Annotated in this window: 23 protein-coding genes and 1 other annotated feature; of the genes, 20 read left to right on the forward strand and 3 right to left on the reverse strand. The window is 37.2% G+C overall.

Going from position 1 to position 21,472, the window contains the following annotated elements; genetic code table 11:
- The first annotated feature begins 78 nt into the window (after window positions 1-78).
- The 3 genes from recD2 (at window position 79) to JFU18_RS21105 (ending at window position 2,878) form a co-directional block, all read left to right on the forward strand.
- Entirely contained in the window at window positions 79-2,415 is a 2,337-nt protein-coding gene (gene recD2, locus JFU18_RS21095; RefSeq protein ID WP_061689584.1) for an SF1B family DNA helicase RecD2, read from the forward strand.
- A 127-nt stretch (window positions 2,416-2,542) separates the two neighbouring features.
- On the forward strand, window positions 2,543-2,731 hold the full coding sequence (locus JFU18_RS21100; RefSeq protein WP_002015288.1) for a hypothetical protein: 189 nt from the start codon (window positions 2,543-2,545) through the stop codon (window positions 2,729-2,731).
- A gap of 18 nt (window positions 2,732-2,749) precedes the next feature.
- Window positions 2,750-2,878, forward strand: a complete 129-nt coding sequence (locus JFU18_RS21105) for a YrzQ family protein (RefSeq protein ID WP_002015286.1) — start codon at window positions 2,750-2,752, stop codon at window positions 2,876-2,878.
- Window positions 2,879-2,914: 36 nt separating this feature from the next.
- Here JFU18_RS21105 and JFU18_RS21110 read toward each other — a convergent pair whose 3' ends face one another.
- The gene (locus JFU18_RS21110) at window positions 2,915-3,127 is read right to left on the reverse strand and encodes a hypothetical protein (protein WP_002015285.1); all 213 of its coding nucleotides are present in this window, start codon (window positions 3,125-3,127) and stop codon (window positions 2,915-2,917) included.
- 177 nt (window positions 3,128-3,304) lie between these two features.
- Here JFU18_RS21110 and JFU18_RS21115 point away from each other — a divergent pair, with 177 nt between their 5' ends.
- Window positions 3,305-4,372, forward strand: coding sequence for an AI-2E family transporter (locus JFU18_RS21115; RefSeq protein WP_088293725.1), 1,068 nt, complete (start codon window positions 3,305-3,307; stop codon window positions 4,370-4,372).
- A gap of 38 nt (window positions 4,373-4,410) precedes the next feature.
- Here the strand turns inward: JFU18_RS21115 and JFU18_RS21120 are convergent, their stop codons facing one another.
- A complete protein-coding gene (locus JFU18_RS21120; protein WP_002190741.1) occupies window positions 4,411-4,755 on the reverse strand; it encodes a PH domain-containing protein in 345 nt (114 codons plus the stop codon).
- 238 nt (window positions 4,756-4,993) lie between these two features.
- Window positions 4,994-5,212, forward strand: a binding site (T-box leader).
- Between the two features lie 41 nt (window positions 5,213-5,253).
- On the opposite strand from JFU18_RS21120, the gene alaS reads away from it, so the two are divergent.
- The 12 genes from alaS (at window position 5,254) to JFU18_RS21180 (ending at window position 17,377) form a co-directional block, all read left to right on the forward strand.
- On the forward strand, window positions 5,254-7,896 hold the full coding sequence (gene alaS, locus JFU18_RS21125) for an alanine--tRNA ligase (protein ID WP_002015283.1): 2,643 nt from the start codon (window positions 5,254-5,256) through the stop codon (window positions 7,894-7,896).
- A 78-nt stretch (window positions 7,897-7,974) separates the two neighbouring features.
- Window positions 7,975-8,241 (forward strand): IreB family regulatory phosphoprotein, encoded by a 267-nt coding sequence (locus JFU18_RS21130; RefSeq protein ID WP_000348591.1) that lies wholly within the window; start codon window positions 7,975-7,977, stop codon window positions 8,239-8,241.
- A gap of 3 nt (window positions 8,242-8,244) precedes the next feature.
- Window positions 8,245-8,658 (forward strand): Holliday junction resolvase RuvX, encoded by a 414-nt coding sequence (ruvX, locus tag JFU18_RS21135; RefSeq protein ID WP_001221204.1) that lies wholly within the window; start codon window positions 8,245-8,247, stop codon window positions 8,656-8,658.
- Between the two features lie 12 nt (window positions 8,659-8,670).
- A complete protein-coding gene (locus tag JFU18_RS21140; RefSeq protein ID WP_002034112.1) occupies window positions 8,671-8,949 on the forward strand; it encodes a DUF1292 domain-containing protein in 279 nt (92 codons plus the stop codon).
- 241 nt (window positions 8,950-9,190) lie between these two features.
- Complete coding sequence (mltG, locus tag JFU18_RS21145; RefSeq protein WP_085312413.1) at window positions 9,191-10,261, forward strand: endolytic transglycosylase MltG; 1,071 nt, start codon at window positions 9,191-9,193, stop codon at window positions 10,259-10,261.
- A 215-nt stretch (window positions 10,262-10,476) separates the two neighbouring features.
- Window positions 10,477-11,118, forward strand: coding sequence for an O-methyltransferase (locus tag JFU18_RS21150; protein ID WP_002034114.1), 642 nt, complete (start codon window positions 10,477-10,479; stop codon window positions 11,116-11,118).
- A 7-nt stretch (window positions 11,119-11,125) separates the two neighbouring features.
- Window positions 11,126-12,055, forward strand: a complete 930-nt coding sequence (locus JFU18_RS21155) for a peptidase U32 family protein (RefSeq protein WP_002138432.1) — start codon at window positions 11,126-11,128, stop codon at window positions 12,053-12,055.
- An 18-nt stretch (window positions 12,056-12,073) separates the two neighbouring features.
- Window positions 12,074-13,354 carry a peptidase U32 family protein gene (locus JFU18_RS21160; RefSeq protein WP_002015275.1) on the forward strand — a complete coding sequence of 427 codons (1,281 nt, stop codon included), beginning with the start codon at window positions 12,074-12,076 and terminating at the stop codon, window positions 13,352-13,354.
- 17 nt (window positions 13,355-13,371) lie between these two features.
- Window positions 13,372-14,010 (forward strand): uridine kinase, encoded by a 639-nt coding sequence (gene udk, locus JFU18_RS21165; RefSeq protein ID WP_002015274.1) that lies wholly within the window; start codon window positions 13,372-13,374, stop codon window positions 14,008-14,010.
- Between the two features lie 276 nt (window positions 14,011-14,286).
- Window positions 14,287-14,763, forward strand: coding sequence for a transcription elongation factor GreA (gene greA / locus JFU18_RS21170; protein ID WP_078213491.1), 477 nt, complete (start codon window positions 14,287-14,289; stop codon window positions 14,761-14,763).
- 92 nt (window positions 14,764-14,855) lie between these two features.
- Window positions 14,856-16,610: a peptidoglycan D,D-transpeptidase FtsI family protein gene (locus JFU18_RS21175; RefSeq protein ID WP_201031809.1), complete on the forward strand. Its 1,755-nt coding sequence runs from the start codon at window positions 14,856-14,858 to the stop codon at window positions 16,608-16,610.
- Window positions 16,611-16,726: 116 nt separating this feature from the next.
- Window positions 16,727-17,377 carry a YrrS family protein gene (locus JFU18_RS21180; protein WP_002138429.1) on the forward strand — a complete coding sequence of 217 codons (651 nt, stop codon included), beginning with the start codon at window positions 16,727-16,729 and terminating at the stop codon, window positions 17,375-17,377.
- A 34-nt stretch (window positions 17,378-17,411) separates the two neighbouring features.
- Here the strand turns inward: JFU18_RS21180 and JFU18_RS21185 are convergent, their stop codons facing one another.
- A complete protein-coding gene (locus JFU18_RS21185; protein WP_033672669.1) occupies window positions 17,412-17,627 on the reverse strand; it encodes a YrzA family protein in 216 nt (71 codons plus the stop codon).
- A gap of 136 nt (window positions 17,628-17,763) precedes the next feature.
- Here JFU18_RS21185 and JFU18_RS21190 point away from each other — a divergent pair, with 136 nt between their 5' ends.
- From JFU18_RS21190 to JFU18_RS21205, 4 genes are all read left to right on the forward strand, one after another.
- Complete coding sequence (locus JFU18_RS21190) at window positions 17,764-18,402, forward strand: class I SAM-dependent DNA methyltransferase (RefSeq protein WP_201034334.1); 639 nt, start codon at window positions 17,764-17,766, stop codon at window positions 18,400-18,402.
- A 14-nt stretch (window positions 18,403-18,416) separates the two neighbouring features.
- Window positions 18,417-19,112, forward strand: a complete 696-nt coding sequence (gene mtnN / locus JFU18_RS21195) for a 5'-methylthioadenosine/S-adenosylhomocysteine nucleosidase (RefSeq protein WP_002015266.1) — start codon at window positions 18,417-18,419, stop codon at window positions 19,110-19,112.
- Between the two features lie 82 nt (window positions 19,113-19,194).
- Window positions 19,195-20,118, forward strand: a complete 924-nt coding sequence (locus JFU18_RS21200) for an O-acetylserine dependent cystathionine beta-synthase (RefSeq protein WP_002067263.1) — start codon at window positions 19,195-19,197, stop codon at window positions 20,116-20,118.
- Between the two features lie 3 nt (window positions 20,119-20,121).
- On the forward strand, window positions 20,122-21,255 hold the full coding sequence (locus JFU18_RS21205; RefSeq protein WP_061689589.1) for a bifunctional cystathionine gamma-lyase/homocysteine desulfhydrase: 1,134 nt from the start codon (window positions 20,122-20,124) through the stop codon (window positions 21,253-21,255).
- Window positions 21,256-21,472: the final 217 nt, after the last annotated feature.

Genomic DNA, 21,472 nt, shown 5'->3' on the forward strand with positions numbered 1-21,472 from the left:
CCCTCATCTAAAGATTGTGAAAGAGGTGGGGGATGTACTGCTCATTAAAGTGAAAAGAACTCGGAAAGGAGAGGCAATATGGGAAATCAACATGCAATGGATTTGTTTGAGGAAGAAAAAAAATTTATAAAAGCGCAAGTTCTTCATACCATTTTCCACAACGAAGAAAACCTCTATTCCGTTGTCAGTATGAAAGTCATTGAAACGAATGAAACATACGACGAAAAAAAAGTAATGATAAACGGTCATTTTCCCCGTATGCATGAAGATGAAGTGTTTACATTAACAGGTCATTTTAAAGACCACCCAAAGTATGGAAAACAATATTTAGTTGAAACGTTTAAAAAAGAACTGCCACAAACAAAAGCAGGTATGGTGCAATATTTAGCGAGCGATTTATTTAAAGGGATTGGAAAGCGTACAGCTGAAAAAATCGTGGACCATCTTGGTGAGCATGCGATTTCTAAAATTATGGATGATCCGGATGCGTTAAGTGGTGTTGTAAACAAGCAAAAAGCGCAGGAAATATATGAGACGATTATTGAGCATCAAGGGCTCGAGAAAGTGATGAGTTTTTTAAATGGTTACGGTTTTGGAACAAAACTTTCTATTAAAATTTATCAGCAATATAAAGAGATGACATTAGAAGTGATTCGTAATAATCCGTATAAACTTATTGAAGAAGTGGACGGAATTGGATTTGGAAGAGCAGATGATATAGGGCGTGCAATCGGAATAACGGGCAATCACGACGACCGTGTACGTGCAGGGTGTTTTTATACGTTAGAGAATATTTCATTACAACTCGGTCACGTGTATATGGAAAAAGGTCAGCTTGTAAGAGAAACGATGTCACTTTTAAATAATCAAGAAGGCAGAGTGACTGAGGAAGATATTGTAGGCTGCGTTGAAATGATGCAAAGCGAAGGGAAAGTCATTATAGAAGAAGAGCGAGTGTATTTAGCTTCTTTATTCTATTCTGAGAAAGGCGTTGTAAAGTCAATTCGTCGTCTTATGAATCAAGAAGAAACCCCTGCATTCCCTGAAGCAGAAGTGTTAAAAACATTAGGAGAAATTGAAGAACAGCTAAAGGTACAGTATGCGCCGCTTCAGCAAGAAGCAGTTCAAACTGCACTTCATAAGCCGATGATGTTATTAACAGGTGGACCAGGGACGGGGAAAACAACAGTTATTAAAGGAATTGTTGAAATGTATGCGTCACTTCACGGAGTATCATTAAATCCGAATGAATATAGTGATGATAATCCATTTCCAATATTATTAACGGCCCCAACTGGAAGAGCGGCGAAGCGCATGAGTGAATCGACAGGACTTCCAGCTTGCACAATTCATCGTCTGCTTGGATGGACGCCAGAAGGATCTTTTCAGCGCAATGAAACAGACCCTGTACAAGGGAAGCTCCTTATTATTGATGAGTTTTCGATGGTAGATATTTGGCTTGCAAATCAATTGTTTAAATCCTTGCCGACGAACATCCAAGTAATCGTTGTAGGTGATGAAGACCAATTACCATCGGTAGGACCTGGACAAGTGTTGAAAGATTTATTAAATGCAGGTGCCATTCCAACGGTAAAACTCACAGAAATTTATCGTCAGGCAGAAGGCTCGTCTGTTATTCAGCTTGCCCATGCGATAAAAGACGGGACGCTCCCGCCAGATTTAGCACAAAATAAAAAAGATCGTTCATTTATCAGCTGTGCAGGTGCTCAAATTGTTGAGGTTGTTAAAAAGGTTTGTGAAAATGCTAAGACAAAAGGCTTTAGTGCAAGAGATGTACAAGTATTGGCACCAATGTACCGCGGACCAGCAGGTATTAATGTGTTAAATGAAGCTCTTCAAGAAGTGTTTAATCCGAAAAAAGAAAAGAGTAAAGAAATTGCCTACGGTGACGTTGTATACCGGAGAGGTGATAAAGTACTTCAATTAGTCAATCAGCCGGAAAGCCAAGTGTTTAATGGTGATATTGGAGAAATTGTTTCAGTATTTTATGCGAAAGAAAATGTCGAGCAACAAGATATGATTATCGTTTCATTTGATGGAATTGAAGTAACATATACAAAGCCGGATTTAAATCAAATTACGCATGCCTATTGCTGCTCGATTCATAAATCGCAAGGTAGTGAATTCCCAATAGTTATTATGCCAATTGTAAAGAGCTACTACCGTATGTTACGTCGTAATTTAATTTACACGGGTATTACAAGGAGTAAGAAATTCCTTATTATTTGCGGGGAGGAAGCAGCGTTTCAATCCGGTGTAAATCGCCTTGATGATGCAATGCGTCAAACGACTTTAGCTGGCCGATTGCAAGAATCACAAGGAGAAGTGCAGATGGTGACAGTTAATGGTGAAGAAATGGACGTGGAAAACATTTCACCGTATGATTTCATGTAACAAGGTGAAATTATATAGTGAACCTTTCAAACGTATAACGTTGAAAGGTTCTAGCAATGTATAAATGAATGCAGTTTGGACATAATGGCGAATAGAATCTGGGAGACTGTAAGGAGATGAAAGCCATATGTTCAGTTGTCCAAATTGCAAAGGGAAAGACATCGGAAAAATAGGTGTCAACCAATTTTATTGCTGGAATTGTTATATCGAATTATCGGTTTCAAAGGGGAAAATCCATACACATCAAGTAGAGGAAGATGGTTCATTAAGCTCTCTTGATGATTTATTTGATGATAATGAAAGAACGATCGGATAACGAAAAGGGGGATTTACTTTGAATCTACGCAATTCATTAATCGCATTAGGTGTTGGAGCTGCAGCGTATCAATATGCTCGCAAACAAGATGTATTCTCAAAACGCAATGTGAAAAAAGCACGTAAGATGATTAAGTCTTATTTATAAGGCGTAAAAAACTCCCTTTATGATAAGGGAGTTTTTTTATGCGCTTGTATGCAAATATAAAAGTCCGATTTCAGAGAAGAGATAAGATAAACCGTAGCATCCAACGCCAAGCATTCCATAATGCCATAAGTGCTTAGCTCTTTCCTTTCGTGAGGAACGAATAAAGAAGCCTTTCCAAATACCAAACCCGATACAAATCCATTCAAGAAGCATAAAAAGTGCGGATAATGCAAGCATAAATAAGATCATTATGAGCCCTCCTTATTATATTTTGACATTTTGTATTTTCAAGGGGTGGTTGTCCTTATTATGTTAAATATATGTATGTCTTTAAAAAACAGTATGGTCTGTATAAAAAGATTTTAAAACTTTTGCACATAACCTAACCTATTTATTTTCAAAATAAAGGTGGAGGAGGTTTTTCGTGTGAAGAATCTTAAAATCATTTGGATATATCGTTTAGGATTATTGTTACTCGTTTTTCTTTGTTTGCTCGTCTTTTTAAAAATTAAGCCACTATGGGCACCGATTATTTTTGTATTTAAAGTGGCGATCACACCGTTCTTTATTGCTTGTTTTATTGCTTATTTATTACACCCTTTAATTGAAAAAATTCATAAGGAAGGAATGCCACGCACACTTGCTATTTTGCTCATTTATATTCTTTTCTTTGGCGGAATTGGCTATGGAATTTATAAAGGAACGCCAGTTGTTATTAAACAGTTACAAGAAATTAATGAACAATTTCCACAGTTTACAAAAATGTACGATTCTTGGATGGATGGAGTTACAGAACAAACAGCGAATTTCCCATCATTTATTCATGAAAAGGTGAAACAAATTTTTGGTGGTGTAGAAACGAAGATTCAAGCGCTTTTAAATAAAGTCATGAGCACAGCTCGTGGTGTACTGGATTCGTTACTCATTATTTTCTTAATTCCGTTCATTGTATTTTACATATTAAAAGATTACGGTGAGTTTTATCATATATTTTGGAAATTAGTCCCGAGTAAGTGGCGTAGTACGGGGCAAATGCTTGCGAAAGAAATTGATAAATCACTCGGAAGTTATATTCGAGGGCAGTTATTTGTTTGCTTAGTATTAGGGGGAGTATCTGTTCTTTCTTTTTGGTTTATCGGTATGAAATATCCATTGCTGCTCGGCATTATTATTGGGGTAACGGATATAATCCCGTACTTTGGTCCTATTTTAGGGGCGATTCCGACGTTGATGATTGCGGCAACGGTATCAACGAGTTTACTCATTAAGGCGGGGATTACAATTGCTATTTTGCAATTTTTGGAAAGTAACATTTTATCGCCTTACATCGTTGGTAAGTCGCTTCGTATGCATCCTGTGATCATTATGTTTGCATTACTAGTAGGGGGAGAAGTTGCGGGGATTGTAGGATTACTAATATCGGTTCCTATTTTAGCGGTCATTCGGACAGTGATCGTTCATGTGAGGCCTCTTTGGAAAAAAGAAGATGTGTAATATGATAGCCCTCTACTTATAAAAGTAGAGGGCTATCATTATTTAGAGAGTTGCTCGTGTATTTGTTGAACGAGAGAGCTTACATCATTTGTTTGAATATGTTTTATTTTTTTCCATTCATTATCGTACATAAATATAATTTGATTGCTGAAAAGACGCTTTTGCTCTTTTAGATTAGAAATGTTTGCAAAAGAGTACTCTTCAAATATTGGGTTCTTACTTACATCTGGTCCATAAAAGAAGAGCCGTTTGTTCGTTAAAATTAACAGTCCTGGTCTTGCAACGGAACGATATATAAATATATTTAATGAGCATGCTGCATAAAAAAGGATTTTTTCATCAGTTGTTAACATTTCTTTAGCTTGATTCAATAAGGTTGTCATTGTAATCGCTCCTTTATTGTTAATAATTTAATTATAACAAATAATGTAATATTTAGAAAAATTGTATAAAGTATTTTTTGAGAGGATATTCCTATTTAGTAATAAATGCATAATATATTTAAAGGCTGTTAAGAATGAATAGTAGAATAACTATGATTAATAAGCAATTGATACAATATAAATGATTATCTACATTGACAAACTTAAGAGAATTCTATTATATTTAGTCATATAATACATTAAATCAATGACGGAACAAGTACGTTACAGTCCATTTGTAGAGAGAAGCTTCCACTGGCTGAAAGGAGCTTTGAATGAAGGGTAACAGAAAGCTAATCCTGAGAGCAGCTAATCACTGCCGTCTTGCCACGTTACGGCACCATGAGGTGATGAATTGATTGTTATAATAATCAATTCATAATTAGGGTGGTATCGCGAGTTAACTCTCGTCCCTTTTATTAGGGGCGGGAGTTTTTTATATTTAAGGAGGAAAATACAATGAAACAACTAACAGGCGCACAAATTCGTCAAATGTTTTTAGACTTTTTCCAAGAAAAAGGACATGCAGTAGAACCAAGTGCATCACTAGTTCCTCATGAAGATCCATCTCTGTTATGGATTAATAGTGGTGTAGCGACATTAAAGAAATATTTTGATGGTCGTGTAATCCCACAAAATCCACGTATTACAAATGCACAAAAATCAATTCGTACAAACGATATTGAAAACGTTGGGAAAACGGCTCGTCACCATACATTCTTTGAAATGTTAGGGAACTTCTCAATCGGTGATTACTTCAAAGAAGAAGCAATTACTTGGGCTTGGGAATTTCTAACGAGCGACAAATGGATCGGATTCGATAAAGAATTACTATCTGTTACAATTCATCCGGAAGATGAAGAAGCATTCACAATTTGGAATGAGAAAATGGGTGTTCCAAAAGAACGCATCATCCGTTTAGAAGAAAACTTCTGGGATATCGGTGAAGGACCAAGTGGACCGAATACAGAAATTTTCTATGACCGCGGTGAATCTTACGGTAATGACTTTAGTGACCCAGAATTATATCCGGGCGGAGAAAACGAGCGTTACTTAGAAGTATGGAACCTTGTATTCTCTCAATTTAACCATAATCCAGACGGTTCATATACGCCGCTTCCTAAGAAAAACATCGATACAGGGATGGGTCTAGAGCGTATGACATCTATCGTTCAAGATGTACCTACGAACTTTGATACAGACCTATTCATGCCGATGATTGGTGCAACAGAATCAATTTCTGGTGAGAAATATCGTAATGGCGATTTAGAAAAAGATATGGCGTTTAAAGTAATTGCTGACCATATCCGTACAGTAACATTCGCTGTTGGTGACGGTGCTCTTCCATCTAACGAAGGCCGTGGTTATGTATTACGTCGTTTATTACGCCGTGCTGTTCGTTATTCTAAGAAATTAAACATTAACCGTCCGTTCATGTTTGAATTAGTACCGGTTGTTGGAGAAGTAATGAAAGACTTCTATCCAGAAGTACTTGAAAAGAAAGATTTCATCGCAAAAGTTGTGAAGAATGAAGAAGAGCGTTTCCATGAAACACTTCATGATGGTGAATCAATTTTAGCTGAAGTAATTGCAAAAGCGAAAGAAGAAAAAACAACTGTTATTTCTGGCGTAGATGCGTTCCGCCTATACGACACGTACGGTTTCCCAATTGAATTAACAGAAGAATATGCAGAAGAAGCTGGTATGACAGTTGATCAAGCGGGCTTTGAAAATGAAATGGAGAAACAACGTGAGCGTGCACGTGCTGCTCGTCAAGATGTTGATTCTATGCAAGTTCAAGGCGGTGTACTTGGTGAAGTTAAAGTAGCGAGCGAATTCGTTGGTTATGGTACAGTTGCAACAGAAAGTAACGTTGTTGCACTTGTGAAAAATGGTGAGTATACAGATAGCTTACAAGCAGGTGAAGAAGGACAATTAATGCTTGATGTAACGCCATTCTACGCTGAGAGCGGTGGGCAAATTGCAGACCGTGGTTATCTTCTTGCTGACGGCGTGAAAGTTGTTGTAAAAGACGTACAAAAAGCACCAAATGGTCAAAACTTACACAAAGTTGTTGTTGAAGAGGGTACATTAACGAAAGAAGCGGCTGTAAAAGCTCTTATCGATACGAAAAACCGTAGTAGCGTTGTGAAAAACCATACAGCAACTCACTTACTGCACCAAGCATTAAAAGATATACTTGGAACGCATGTTAACCAAGCGGGTTCTCTTGTAACATCTGAACGTTTACGTTTTGACTTCTCTCACTTCGGTCAAGTACAAGCTGATGAATTAGAAAAAATTGAGCGTATCGTAAACGAAAAAATTTGGGAAAGTATTGATGTTGCGATTTCTCAAAAAGCAATCGAAGAAGCGAAAGAAATGGGTGCAATGGCATTATTCGGTGAAAAATACGGTGATGTTGTACGCGTTGTACAAGTAGGCGATTACAGCTTAGAGCTTTGCGGTGGTTGTCACGTTGATAACACAGCTTCTATTGGTATTTTCAAAATCGTTGCTGAGTCTGGTATCGGTGCAGGAACTCGTCGTATTGAGGCGGTAACTGGTAAGTCTGCATACGAATTAATGAACGATCAAGTAGGTTTATTAAAAGAAGCAGCAGGAAAAATGAAAACAAATCCAAAAGATATTTTAACAAGAGTTGATGGTTTATTTACTGAAGTAAAACAACTTCAAAAAGAAAACGAATCTCTTGCTGCGAAATTAAGCAATATCGAAGCTGGAAACTTAACTGATTCAGTAATGACAGTTGATGGCGTGAACGTATTAGCGGCGAAAGTAAATGTTGCAGATATGAACAACTTACGTACAATGATGGATGACCTTAAAAATAAATTAGAGTCTGCAGTTGTTGTATTAGCGTCTGTAAATGACGATAAGGTAAACATTTTAGCTGGCGTAACGAAAGATTTAATTAGTCAAGGTTACCATGCGGGTAAACTTGTGAAAGAAGTAGCTTCTCGTTGTGGAGGCGGCGGTGGTGGCCGTCCTGATATGGCACAAGCAGGCGGTAAAAACCCAGCGCAAGTAGAGGAAGCTTTAGCGTTTGTACAAGAGTACGTTAAATCTGTTTCAAAATAAAGAGATAGTAGTGTACAATGGTAGGGAGAGGAGAAGTTCTTCTCCCTATACTTACTACTTACAAGTGAGGTGCTTGAAATGGACGGTTTTGATAAGACAATGAAGTTTAGCATTCAAGATGAAAAACAGAGTGTCCATGTAAATGATGTACTTTTAACTGTGTATGATGCACTTCAAGAAAAAGGTTATAATCCGATTAACCAAATCGTCGGTTATTTATTAAGTGGAGATCCAGCATACATACCTCGCCATAAAGATGCACGAAGCATCGTTCGCAAGCTTGAACGTGATGAGATAATTGAAGAGCTTGTGAAGTCTTACTTGAAACATCATCGTGAGGAGTAGTTTATGCGGATATTAGGTTTAGATGTTGGTACTAAAACAGTCGGTGTTGCAATGAGCGATGAAATGGGCTGGACAGCACAAGGGCTGGAAACAATCAGGATTAACGAAGAACGAGGCCACTTTGGTTTTGACCGTATTTCTGAGTTGGTAAAACAGTACAATGTGGACAAAATAGTAGTAGGTTTACCTAAAAATATGAATGGTACAATCGGCCCTCGTGGTGAAGCGTGCCAGCAATTTGCAGAAAACCTGCGAAATCTGTTACAATTAGAAGTTGTAATGTGGGACGAGCGTTTGTCGACGATGGCAGCGGAACGTCTGCTCATTTCAGCTGATGTGAGCCGTAAGAAGCGAAAACAGGTAATCGATAAGATGGCTGCAGTCGTGATCTTACAAGGATTTTTAGATAGTAAATAAGAGGTGACCAAAATGGAAGAAAATCAAATTACAATTGTAGACGAAAAAGGAAACGAACATTTATGTGAAATTATTTTCACTTTTGATGCTGAAAAATTCGGCAAAAAATCTTACGTAGTCTTCTCTCCAATCGGTGAAGTAGACGAAGATGGAGACCAAATCTTCGATGCAATGGCATATGAGCAAAGTGAAGAAGAGGGCGGAACATTACTTTCAATTGAATCTGAAGAAGAGTGGGAAATGGTACAAGAAATGTTTAACACTCTTGCTGATGAGCAAGAAGAAGAATAGTAATGGATAAAAAGGCGAACTGTGTACACAGTTCGCCTTTTTTGTATTCATATGCAAAATGACAGATTTTTTGTCGAAACTACTTAATTGTTTATAGTATAATAAGACGGGTTGTATGAAAAAAGGCTTTAAATACGTAGCTGTCACCGATTATTTAGAAATGATTGGTTTTGCTTTATGTTTGTAGGGCATTGTATAGAGGAAGTGTATACGGTCTACAATTGAATAAGGAGGAAGAATTTTGGTAGAGAATCAAGTGAAGAAGAAGCGTAGACGCATTTTTTTAATTTCGATTATCGCACTGCTTTTAGTTTGTGGATCAGTCTATGCGTATATTTCATCTGCATTAGGGCCAGTTGATAGCGAGAATAAAAAAGAGATTGAGGTAGAGATTCCAAAGGGGTCATCTACAAGTAAAATCGGTGAGATTTTAGAAGAAAAAGGTGCTGTGAAAAGCAGTACAGTTTTTAGTTTTTATACGAAATTTAAGTCGAAAAGCTTACAAGCAGGTACATATTTATTAAATCCTTCGATGAGTGCTAACGATGTCATTGAACAAATGTCATCTGGCAACGTACATCGTCCGGCTCTTTATAAAGTGACGATTAAAGAAGGGGCGCAAGTAACTGAAATTGCTGAAGTGATTGCGGCAGAATTAAAGTGGAATAAAGATGATGTTGTGCGTCAATTAAACGATAAAGCATTTATTCAAAAAATGCAGCAAAAGTATCCGAAGCTACTAACGGATAAAATTTTTGATAGTAACATTAAATATCCACTAGAAGGATACTTATATCCAGCAACGTATTCTTTCTATAAAAAGGATACAAAATTAGAAGAAATTGTAATCCCGATGCTTGAGAAAACAAATGCAATTATTGTTCAAAATGAGGCGAAAATGAAAGCGAAGAACTGGGATGTTCATCAACTTCTCACGTTGTCTTCACTTATTGAAGAAGAGGCTACTGGCTTTACTGATCGCCAAAAAATCTCTAGTGTTTTCTATAATCGTTTAGCGAAAGGTATGCCGCTTCAAACGGATCCGACGGTATTATACGCACTTGGAAAGCATAAACAACGTGTATTATACGAAGACTTGAAAGTAAACTCACCGTACAATACGTATGTTGTGAAAGGGTTGCCGGTTGGACCGATTGCAAACTCTGGTAAACATTCAGTGGAAGCAGCGTTAGATCCTGCGCAAACAGATTATTATTATTTCTTAGCTGCACCAAGTGGTGAAGTGTATTATGCGAAAACATTAGAAGAACATAATGCATTAAAGCAAAAATACATTACGAAAAAACAGTGAAATGGGGAGGGATAGCGAAAAGGGTCGCATATCCCTCTTTTTTGTGGTAAAATATATCGGGTTAAAAACTGGCAGAAGAATCGTTTTTAATATCAAAACGGGACGTACAAGCTAAGGGTGAAACTGGCTTGTATTTTTATTGCATTCTATGTGTGAAAAGACAAAGGTTGACGCGTCATAGAGGCACTTCTCCATGTAAATAAGGAGGACCAATTATGGAGGATGCAGTTAACGAGTACCTATTATCATTTATTGATCCAAAAGATAAATTAATTCTTGAAATGGAAGAGTATGCAACTGAAAACCATGTGCCGATTATGGATCGACTTGGAATGGAATTTATGCTGCAATTTTTACGTTTAATTGGACCGGAAAGTATTTTAGAACTTGGAACAGCAATCGGTTATTCTAGTATTCGTATGATGCAAGCTATTCCGAACTCTCGCATTGTGACAGTAGAGCGCAATCGTGAACGATATGAAAAGGCACTTGAATATATAGAATGTTCCTCGGTAACAGACCGTATTTCTGTTATTTACGGTGATGCTTTAGAAACGGGCGAACAAGTGAAAGAACATGGAACATTTGATGTTATTTTTATTGATGCAGCGAAAGGGCAGTATCGTCGCTTTTTTGACTTATACGAACCGTTATTAAATCCTGGTGGCGTTATTATTTCAGATAACGTTATGTACCATGGTCTTGTGACGACAAAAGAGAAAATTGAAAATAGACGTACCCGTGGTTTGATTCGTCGTATTAAGACGTACAATGAATGGCTTATGAATCATGAAGGATATGATACAACGATTTTCCCAATTGGCGATGGAGTGGCTGTAAGTAAAAAGAGAGGGTGACAAAAGTATGAAGAAACCTGAATTGTTAGTAACGCCTAGAGCGGTGGCGGATATTGAACCTCTTGTGAAAGCAGGGGCAGATGCAGTAATGGTTGGTGAACAAAAGTTTGGTTTACGTTTGGCAGGAGAGTTTTCACGTGAAGATGTGAAACAAGCTGTAAACATTGCACATGAAAATGGTGTGAAAGTATACGTTGCAATGAATGCGATGTTCCACAATGATAAAGTAGAAGAATTAACGGACTATGTTGCCTTTTTAAATGAGGTAAATGTAGATGCGATTGTTTTCGGAGATCCAGCGGTATTAATGGCTGTTCGTGAAGTTGCACCAAATATGCAACTTCACTGGAATACAGAAACGACAGCAACAAACTGGTTTACTTGTAACTATTGGGGGCAAAGAGGAGCGAAACGCGCTGTATTAGCTCGTGAGCTTAGCTTAGATGAAATTGCTGAATTAAAAGAAAATGCTGAAGTGGAACTTGAAGTACAAATTCACGGTATGACTTGCATGTTCCAATCGAAGCGTTCACTAGTAGGAAACTACTTTGAGTATCAAGGGCGTAATCTCGACATCGAAAAGAAAAAGTATGAAGAGAATATGTTCTTATACGACCCGGAACGTAATAACAAATATCCAATTTATGAAGATGAAAATGGTACTCACATTATGAGTCCGAATGATATTTGTTTCATCGATGAGTTAGAGGAACTAATCGATGCTGAAGTCGATAGCTTAAAAATTGATGGTGTCCTAAAAAGTTCTGAGTACATTATTGAGGTAACGAAGAAATATCGTAAGGCGATTGATTTATGTGTAGAAGATCGTGATGCGTATTATGACGTGAAAGATGATTTATTTAAAGAGATAGAAGAAATACAACCGGTAAATCGTCCGTTAGATACAGGATTCTTCTTTAAAGAAACGGTTTACTAAACGAGGAGGGTGTAGGAAATGACTGTACAAGAAATTTCACGAGTGATCGATGGCAAACGCGTTATTGTGAAAAAACCTGAACTGTTAATCCCTGCGGGTAACTTAGAAAAATTAAAAGTAGCTATCCATTATGGGGCAGATGCTGTATATTTAGGTGGACAAGAATTTGGTCTTCGTTCTAATGCAGGTAACTTTACGCTGGAAGACATGGCAGAAGGCGTTGAATTTGCAAAGAAATATGGAGCAAAAATATACGTAACAACAAATATTTTTGCACATAATGAAAATATGGATGGGCTAGAGGAATATTTAAAAGGGATTGAAAAAGCTGGCGTAACGGGAATTATCGTTGCCGATCCGCTTATTATTGAGACATGTAAACGTGTAGCTCCTTCTGTTGAGGTGCATTTAAGTACACAACAATCACTATCCAACTGGAAAGCAGCACAGTATTGGAAAGAAGAAGGTTTACATCGTCTTGTATTAGCTCGTGAAGCAAGCTATGAAGAAATGAAAGAAATTAAAGAAAAAGTTGATGTTGAAATTGAAGCATTCGTCCATGGTGCAATGTGTATCGCGTATTCAGGGAGATGTACATTAAGTAACCATATGACAGCGCGTGACTCTAACCGTGGTGGTTGTTGTCAATCTTGCCGCTGGGATTATGATTTAGTTCAAACGGTATCACAACATAAAGATGCAAAAGAGCTTCCTCTATTCCAAGAAGAAGATGCTCACTTTGCGATGAGCCCAAAAGATTTAAATTTAATCTTATCAATTCCGAAAATGATTGAAATTGGAATTGATAGCTTAAAAGTTGAAGGACGTATGAAATCTATCCATTACGTAGCGACTGTAGCAACTGTATATCGTAAAGTAATTGATGCGTATTGTGCGGATCCGGATAACTTTGAGTTTAAACAAGAATGGTTAGATGAACTTGATAAATGTGCAAATCGTGATACAGCTCCTGCATTCTTTGAAGGGGTTCCAGGACATCAAGAGCAAATGTTTGGAAATCATAGTAAGAAAACAACGTATGATTTTGCTGGTTTAGTGTTAGATTATAATGAAGAAACGGGCATCGTAACGCTTGAGCAACGTAATCACTTCAAACCAGGACATGAAGTGGAGTTCTTTGGGCCAGAAATAGAAAACTTTACGCAAACGGTGGAGAAAATTTGGGATGAGGATGGAAACGAATTAGATGCAGCGAGACATCCGTTGCAAATCGTGAAATTCAAAGTGGATCAACCAGTGTATGTGAATAATATGATGCGCAAAAACATACTTCAATAAGAAAGAGTGGTAGTCGAATGGGGACGAATAAGCCTGTTGTAATTGGAATCGCTGGTGGTTCAGGATCAGGAAAAACAAGTGTAACGAAAGCGATTTTTGACCATTTTAAAGGTCATTCCATTTTAATCTTGGAGCAAGATTATTATTACAAAGATCAAAGCCATTTACCAATGGAAGAACGTTTAAAAACAAATTACGATCATCCGTTAGCGTTTGATAATGATTTGTTAATTGACCATTTGCAGCAGTTGCTTGCATATGAGCAAGTGGAAAAGCCTATATATGACTATACATTGCATACGCGTTCAGAAAAAATTATTCCAGTTGAGCCGAAAGATGTAATCATTTTAGAAGGAATTCTTATTTTAGAAGACCCACGTCTTTGTGAGTTAATGGATATTAAGGTGTTCGTTGATACAGATGCAGACCTTCGTATTTTACGCCGCATGCAGCGCGATATTGAAGAGCGCGGTCGTACAATGGATTCAGTTATCGACCAATACGTAAACGTTGTACGTCCAATGCATAATCAATTTATTGAGCCTTCTAAGAAATTCGCGGATATTATTATCCCTGAAGGTGGACAAAACCATGTTGCAATTGATATTATGGTTACAAAAATTGCAACAATTCTTGAACAAAAAGTAAATTTGTAATAGCATAGTAAAAGATATACGATAGGAAGGGATTTTTTCCCTTCTTATCGAATACAATGAAACATGAAACCTCACCTACCAATAGGTGAGGGCATATTTATATCAACTTTCCATACATACCTTCTTTATATAAGGAAGAATTGGAGAATAAGGGGTTGTATGTGACAACTCCACTAGTGCTACGTGTGCTAGAAACCTCCGCTATATAAGCGGAGGAGTTTTCATATGGAACTCCTCTTTTTTTCGGGGGATTGGTATATAAAAGGAGTGGAAAACATGGCAACAGAAAAAACATACCCTATGACGCAAGAGGGTAAGCAAAAACTAGAGAACGAAGTTGAACAATTAAAAACAGTAAGACGTAAAGAAGTTGTAGAGCGTATTAAGATCGCACGTAGCTTCGGAGATCTTTCAGAGAACTCTGAGTATGATGCAGCGAAAGATGAGCAAGCATTCGTAGAAGGACGTATTACACAACTTGAAAACATGATTCGTAATGCGGTTATCATTGAAGACAATGGTGAAGAGTCTACAGTTGTAACATTAGGTAAAACAGTAATATTTAAAGAGTTACCAGGTGGAGACGAAGAAGCGTACATAATCGTAGGTAGCGCAGAAGCCGATCCATTTGAAGGAAGAATTTCTAACGATTCTCCAATCGCAAAAAGCTTATTAGGTAAGCAAATTGGTGAGAAGGTAGCAATCCAAACACCAGGTGGAGAAATGCAAGTAGAGATTATCTCTGTAAAATAACGTAAAAAATCACTTGTGTAAAAACGAGTGATTTTTTATTTGTATAAAAGGTGAAACACCTCGTCTAAACTACAATAGACGAGGTGTTTTTTATGAAAATGAAACGGAGAATTATAATTGTTTTAATTTGTTTTATAGGTGTGATTTTTTTATTACTTTGTCGTTTAATCCAAATACAGATTATAGATACGGAATCATTTACTGACCGAAATATCAATCTGATTGAAAAAAGTGTTACGCAACGAACACAATCACTTACAGTAGATAATGGAAGAGGGCATTTTACAGATCGAAATGGTAAGGAAATTGGTGAAGAGAAATATCCAGTCTTAATTGTTTTTCCATTTTTACAAATAAAAAATGACATGTTAGAGAAAATTGCGCATATCATTGGTGTGTCGAGACAAGAGATAAGACTGCAAATGAAAAATAAGAATCAAGCATTTATATTACGAAAGGAGAATACCCCATTTCAATTAACGCTCGAGCAGATGAAGAAGGTAAATCAATTAGATATTTTAGGTATTGTAGCAGCAGAAGTTCGACTGAAGCAAATGGGGGAGGCAAATCATTTAATTGGTGATGTGGGAGAGAATGAACAGGAATTTCAAAAGCGTTATGGAGAAATGAAAAAAACTTCGAAACAAACGCCAATTGGTATTTCTGGATTGCAACAATCATTTGATGAATTTTTACTGACTGATGGAGAAGCGAAAGTACTATATCAAGTGGATCGACAAGGAGAACCGATTTTTGGGAAGCAGGCGAAATACACTTCACCAGGAAATCCATTTTATCCAGTTACTATTCAAACAACAATACATAAAACGTTGCAACGACGAGCAGAGAAGATTATAGATGAAAACGGAATAAAAAAAGGTGGGTTAGTATTACTAGACATAAAGAATAGTGAAGTTTTAGCAATGGTAAGTAGGCCTTCTTTACAGATGAATGATAGGAGGATATATAAATCTACACTTGAAAATCAAATGTTAACTCCTCATTTTCCGGGGTCTGTTTTTAAAACAGTAGTTGCAGCAACAGTAATCGATGAGAATTTGGTGCGGTTTAATCGTACATTTAACTGTAATACGGATTTATACGGTGAAAATCTTCCACAAGTTATGATGGGGTCATTAAACTTTAAGGAAAGCTTTGCTAGAAGCTGTAATCGAACGTTTGCCGTATTAGGTGATGAACTAATGCAAAAGGATAGGGAAGTATTAGAAACGTATTTAGAGGCCTTAGGAGCAAGTGAGAAGGTAGGTTGGAAAGGTTCAGTGTTTCATACACCAGAATTTGAGCAATTGCCAGAAGAAAAGAGTGCTATTATTTGGGGAAGCGAAGAAAATAAAGATAGTAGAAAAGCGATTGCTCAAACGATGGTCGGACAAAAAGATGTACGTGTGTCACCTCTAGCTATAGCGAATATGATGGCGACAATTGCTAGAGGTGGAGAGAAGATGGAAGTGAAAGCTGTGAAAAAAATAGTGTATAAAAATGGAACCGACTTTTTTGCATTTGAAAATCATAAATTAAATGGGAAACAGCTTTCTTATGAAACGATGAAAAAATTACAACAGTTGTTAAGAGCCGTTGTAACGATGGAGAAAGGAACGGGAACAGCATTCCGTTCGTTGCCACTAACTGTCGCTGGAAAATCTGGGACGGCACAAACAGGAAAAGGAGAGAGGGTGAATCGCTGGTTTGCAGGTTATTTTCCATATGAAAACCCAAGATATGCTTTAGTTGTAGTTGATATAGAAACAGATAGTAATGAAAATGTAGTCACACCAGTTTTTGCAGAAATGGTAGAGGCAATTCATCAATTAGAAATTGAAAAGTAATCTTGCAATTATTTATGAAATGTTTTCATTTCGTGAAAATATTATTGTAAATGTTCAACCTTTCTAGATTTAATGTTACAATAGCAAGTATGAAAAACTGCATGGAGGTTTGAAGAATGGCAGGAGGATCTAGATTCCAACAGAAACAACAAAAACGTCGTCAAAACGGTGTTTTAAATATTGCAATCGCTATTGTATTAGTAGCAGTAGCTATTGTAGCATATCAATTGTTTGTTCCTGACACAAAAGAGCAAGCGTCTTCTAATGATAAAAAGGTAGCTCAGCAAACAACAAAAGAGAATAAAGCTGAGAAAGCTAAAGGTAAAGAAGAGCCGAAGAAGAATGAGCAAGATAAGACAGAGGCTAAGAAGAAGGAAGAAGAAGAGAAGCAAAAGGCTGAGGAAGAAAAGAAAAAAGCTGAAGAAGAAGCGAAAGCTAACGAGAAAGCACCAGCTGAAAAAACACAGTCACAGGCAACAGATGCTTATACGAAATCTTCTTGGAAGCCAGTAGGTACAGAGCAAGGTGCAACACCTGCGATGACGTTTAAAAAAGGTACAGCAGATTGGAATGAGATGAATCAAGCGATTTCAGCTGCAATTGACGTTCCAGTAAATCAATTAGTTATCCATAGAATTGGAAATAACGGTAAGAATAAAGCTTACGGTAACGTACAAGATAAACAATCAGGTAAAAAATATTATGTGAATATTGATTGGGTAGACAATGAGGGCTGGAAACCAGTACTTGTTCAAACTCTAAACTAAAAAGAGAGGCTCATTAGGAGCTTCTCTTTTTTAGTTAGCGTAATTTCTTTAATTTAAAATGAACAACCGCGCTATAATATGGTCTTTTGCTTTCGGGATCCATAACCATTTGATGCGAGATGTGATGAACTTCAAGCATAAGTGCTTTATTATTATCAATTTGTTCGTTAATTTTTTTTTCTAGAGAAACTAAGTTTGCAGCCTCGAAAAATTCCACTTTATCTTCTAACATTTCAAAGGTAAATGACACGAAGATGCCCCCTCTCCTATGTAATCAACTACAGTGTAACAAAGAAAAGAAGGAAATACCATGTACATTTCAATTGACATTTTTAGAAAGAGAGAATATCATACTGATAAAACCGATAAGAAAAAGGGGAATTTTTATGGGAACAGAATTTAATGGTTTATTTGATGAATGGGCTCATACGTACGACTCATTTGTACAAGGCGAAGATATACAATATAAAGAAGTTTTCGCCCATTATGAGGACATTTTAGAGGATGTAGTTAACAAGTCATTTGGCAACGTATTAGAATTCGGTGTTGGTACTGGCAATTTAACAAATAAATTATTACTTGCTGGTCGCACAGTTTACGGTATAGAACCGTCACGCGAAATGCGTACTATTGCAAAAGAGAAATTACCAAAAGAGTTTTCAATTACAGAGGGTGATTTTCTTTCATTTGAAGTCCCAAATTCAATCGATACTATTGTGAGCACTTACGCATTTCATCATTTAATAGATGAAGAAAAAGACGTAGCAATTGCGAAGTATAGTCAATTGCTAAACAAAGGTGGTAAAATAGTGTTTGCTGATACGATATTTGCAGATCAAGATGCATATGATAAAACTGTCGAAGTAGCAAAACAAAGAGGTTTTCATCAGTTATCAAACGATTTGCAAACAGAATACTATACACGTATTCCGATCATGCAATCTATTTTTGAAAACAATGGCTTCCACGTAACGTTTACGAGATTAAATCATTTCGTTTGGGTAATGGAGGCAACTAAGCAATAGAAAGAGGGATTAGATTGAGAATTGCTGTAATTGGAGCAATGGAAGAAGAAGTACGTATTTTACGTGACAAACTAGAACAAGCAGAAACAGAAACTGTTGCAGGTTGTGAATTTACGAAAGGGCTATTGGCAGGACATGAAGTAATCTTGCTAAAGTCTGGTATTGGTAAAGTAAATGCAGCGATGTCAACGACAATTTTATTAGAAAAATATAAGCCTGAAAAAGTAATTAATACTGGTTCAGCTGGTGGATTCCATCACTCTCTAAATGTTGGTGATGTAGTTATTTCAACAGAAGTTCGTCACCATGACGTAGATGTAACAGCATTTAACTACGAATATGGTCAAGTGCCAGGAATGCCACCTGGATTTAAAGCTGATGAGGCATTAGTTGCATTAGCTGAGAAATGTATGCAGGCAGAAGAAAATATTCAAGTCGTAAAAGGTATGATTGCAACAGGTGATTCATTTATGAGTGATCCGAACCGCGTTGCAGCAATTCGTGATAAATTTGAAGACCTTTATGCAGTAGAAATGGAAGCAGCAGCTGTTGCGCAAGTATGCCACCAATATGAAGTTCCGTTTGTTATTATTCGCGCACTTTCTGATATTGCTGGTAAAGAATCAAATGTTTCATTTGATCAATTTTTAGATCAAGCAGCTCTTCATTCTACAAACTTTATCGTAAAAGTACTAGAAGAGTTAAAGTAATGTAACAAAAAGGCAACTGTCTCATATAAAGAAAATACATACAGTTGCCTTTTCTTTATTGGCAAATAAGGGGGAGAACACGATGAATGTATATCGTGGAGTTCATGAGTTGATTGGCCATACACCAATCGTAGAAATTACTCGTTTTTCACTTCCGAAAGGAGTCCGTTTATTTGCAAAGCTTGAATTTTACAACCCAGGCGGAAGCGTTAAGGATCGTTTAGGAAGAGAATTAATCGAAGATGCACTAGAAAAAGGGCTTGTTGCAGAGGGCGGAACAATTATTGAACCGACGGCTGGGAATACTGGCATTGGACTGGCACTTGCAGCGTTAGAACATGATTTACGCGTCATTGTTTGTGTACCAGAGAAATTTAGTATTGAAAAACAAGAATTAATGAAAGCGCTAGGTGCAACGGTCGTGCATACACCGACTGAGCAAGGAATGACCGGCGCAATTGCAAAGGCAAAAGAATTAGTAAATGAAATACCGAATTCATACTCTCCAAGTCAGTTTGCGAATGAAGCAAACCCTCGTGCTTATTTCAAAACATTAGGTCCTGAACTTTGGGATGCATTGAATGGAGAAATTAACATATTTGTTGCAGGGGCAGGAACTGGCGGTACGTTTATGGGAACTGCGTCTTATTTAAAAGAGAAAAACATTGATATTAAGACGGTTATTGTAGAACCAGAAGGATCTATTTTAAATGGTGGTAAAGCTGGTTCACATGAAACAGAAGGGATTGGTCTTGAATTCATCCCGCCATTTTTAAAAACATCTTATTTTGATGAAATTCATACAATTTCTGATCGACATGCATTTTTACGAGTGAAAGAGTTAGCGCAAAAAGAAGGCCTTCTCGTTGGGAGCTCTTCAGGAGCAGCGTTTCATGCAAGCTTACTTGAGGCAGAGAAAGCAGCACCAGGTACGAATATTGTAACGATTTTTCCTGATAGTAGTGAGCGCTATTTAAGTAAAGACATATACAAAGGATGGGAATAAAAAATGAGAGCAAAGACAAAATTAATTCATGGTATTCGCATAGGAGAACCTTCAACTGGATCTGTAAACGTACCGATTTATCAAACAAGTACGTACAAACAAGAAGCAGTTGGTAAGCATCAAGGATATGAATATTCACGTACAGGCAACCCAACACGTGCAGCTTTAGAAGAAATGATTGCTGTATTAGAAAACGGTCATGCTGGATTTGCATTTGGTTCAGGAATGGCTGCTATTACAGCAACAATTATGTTGTTCTCAAAAGGTGACCACGTCATTTTAACAGATGATGTTTATGGCGGAACGTACCGTGTTATTACGAAAGTATTAAACCGCTTCGGTATTGAGCATACATTTGTAGATACAACAAACCTAGAGGAAGTTGTAGAAGCGATTCGTCCAAATACGAAAGCGATTTATGTAGAAACACCAACGAACCCATTACTAAAAATTACTGATATTAAGAAAATATCTGCTCTTGCTAAAGAAAACGATTTATTAACAATTATTGATAACACATTCATGACGCCATATTGGCAGTCGCCAATTTCTTTAGGAGCAGACATTGTACTTCATAGTGCAACGAAATATTTAGGTGGGCATAGTGATGTAGTTGCAGGCCTAGTAGCTGTAAATAGCCCGCAACTAGCAGAAGACCTTCATTTCGTACAAAACTCAACAGGAGGTATTCTTGGACCACAAGACAGCTTCTTACTACTTCGTGGTTTAAAAACATTAGGAATTCGTATGGAGGAGCATGAAATAAATTCACGCGCAATTGCTGAGTTTTTAAATAACCATCCGAAAGTAAATAAAGTATATTATCCAGGTCTTGAATCACATCAAAATCATGAATTAGCAAAAGAACAGGCGAACGGATTTGGTGCAATCATCTCATTCGATGTAGATAGTGAAGAAACATTAAATAGAGTACTTGAGAAGTTACAGTACTTTACACTTGCTGAAAGTTTAGGAGCAGTAGAAAGTTTAATTTCTATCCCATCACAAATGACACATGCATCAATCCCAGCAGATCGCCGTAAAGAATTAGGAATTACAGATACATTAATTCGAATCTCTGTTGGTATTGAAGATGGAGAAGATTTAATTGAAGATTTGGCACAAGCACTAGCATAGTCAACTACCCCCGCTGAGATGAAGCGTTTCAGTGGGGGCTTTGAGTTAGAACTCTAGGTCTTTTCGTCTATCGCTAGACAGTTTGACGCTCTAGAATGCATGCCACCTTACGGTAACACCCCAAGTAAGTTTTTGGTTGGTACTGGCAACGAACTATTGTTTTCCCACTTGCACCACCCTTTCGAAAAAGAGCAATTCTTCCTTATGGAAGAAGCCA

Source organism: Bacillus sp. TH22 (assembly GCF_016651015.1).
GTDB lineage: Bacteria > Bacillota > Bacilli > Bacillales > Bacillaceae_G > Bacillus_A > Bacillus_A mycoides.

What these genes read in the sequence shown, in the direction of transcription:
- recD2 (WP_061689584.1), top strand. Translation starts at nt 79, where the DNA reads ATGGGAAATCAACATGCAATGGATTTGTTTGAGGAAGAAAAAAAATTT.
- JFU18_RS21100 (WP_002015288.1), top strand. Translation starts at nt 2,543, where the DNA reads ATGTTCAGTTGTCCAAATTGCAAAGGGAAAGACATCGGAAAAATAGGT.
- JFU18_RS21110 (WP_002015285.1), bottom strand. Translation starts at nt 3,127, where the DNA reads ATGATCTTATTTATGCTTGCATTATCCGCACTTTTTATGCTTCTTGAA.
- JFU18_RS21120 (WP_002190741.1), bottom strand. Translation starts at nt 4,755, where the DNA reads ATGACAACCTTATTGAATCAAGCTAAAGAAATGTTAACAACTGATGAA.
- alaS (WP_002015283.1), top strand. Translation starts at nt 5,254, where the DNA reads ATGAAACAACTAACAGGCGCACAAATTCGTCAAATGTTTTTAGACTTT.
- JFU18_RS21130 (WP_000348591.1), top strand. Translation starts at nt 7,975, where the DNA reads ATGGACGGTTTTGATAAGACAATGAAGTTTAGCATTCAAGATGAAAAA.
- ruvX (WP_001221204.1), top strand. Translation starts at nt 8,245, where the DNA reads ATGCGGATATTAGGTTTAGATGTTGGTACTAAAACAGTCGGTGTTGCA.
- JFU18_RS21140 (WP_002034112.1), top strand. Translation starts at nt 8,671, where the DNA reads ATGGAAGAAAATCAAATTACAATTGTAGACGAAAAAGGAAACGAACAT.
- JFU18_RS21150 (WP_002034114.1), top strand. Translation starts at nt 10,477, where the DNA reads ATGGAGGATGCAGTTAACGAGTACCTATTATCATTTATTGATCCAAAA.
- JFU18_RS21155 (WP_002138432.1), top strand. Translation starts at nt 11,126, where the DNA reads ATGAAGAAACCTGAATTGTTAGTAACGCCTAGAGCGGTGGCGGATATT.
- JFU18_RS21160 (WP_002015275.1), top strand. Translation starts at nt 12,074, where the DNA reads ATGACTGTACAAGAAATTTCACGAGTGATCGATGGCAAACGCGTTATT.
- udk (WP_002015274.1), top strand. Translation starts at nt 13,372, where the DNA reads ATGGGGACGAATAAGCCTGTTGTAATTGGAATCGCTGGTGGTTCAGGA.
- greA (WP_078213491.1), top strand. Translation starts at nt 14,287, where the DNA reads ATGGCAACAGAAAAAACATACCCTATGACGCAAGAGGGTAAGCAAAAA.
- JFU18_RS21175 (WP_201031809.1), top strand. Translation starts at nt 14,856, where the DNA reads ATGAAAATGAAACGGAGAATTATAATTGTTTTAATTTGTTTTATAGGT.
- JFU18_RS21180 (WP_002138429.1), top strand. Translation starts at nt 16,727, where the DNA reads ATGGCAGGAGGATCTAGATTCCAACAGAAACAACAAAAACGTCGTCAA.
- JFU18_RS21190 (WP_201034334.1), top strand. Translation starts at nt 17,764, where the DNA reads ATGGGAACAGAATTTAATGGTTTATTTGATGAATGGGCTCATACGTAC.
- JFU18_RS21200 (WP_002067263.1), top strand. Translation starts at nt 19,195, where the DNA reads ATGAATGTATATCGTGGAGTTCATGAGTTGATTGGCCATACACCAATC.
- JFU18_RS21205 (WP_061689589.1), top strand. Translation starts at nt 20,122, where the DNA reads ATGAGAGCAAAGACAAAATTAATTCATGGTATTCGCATAGGAGAACCT.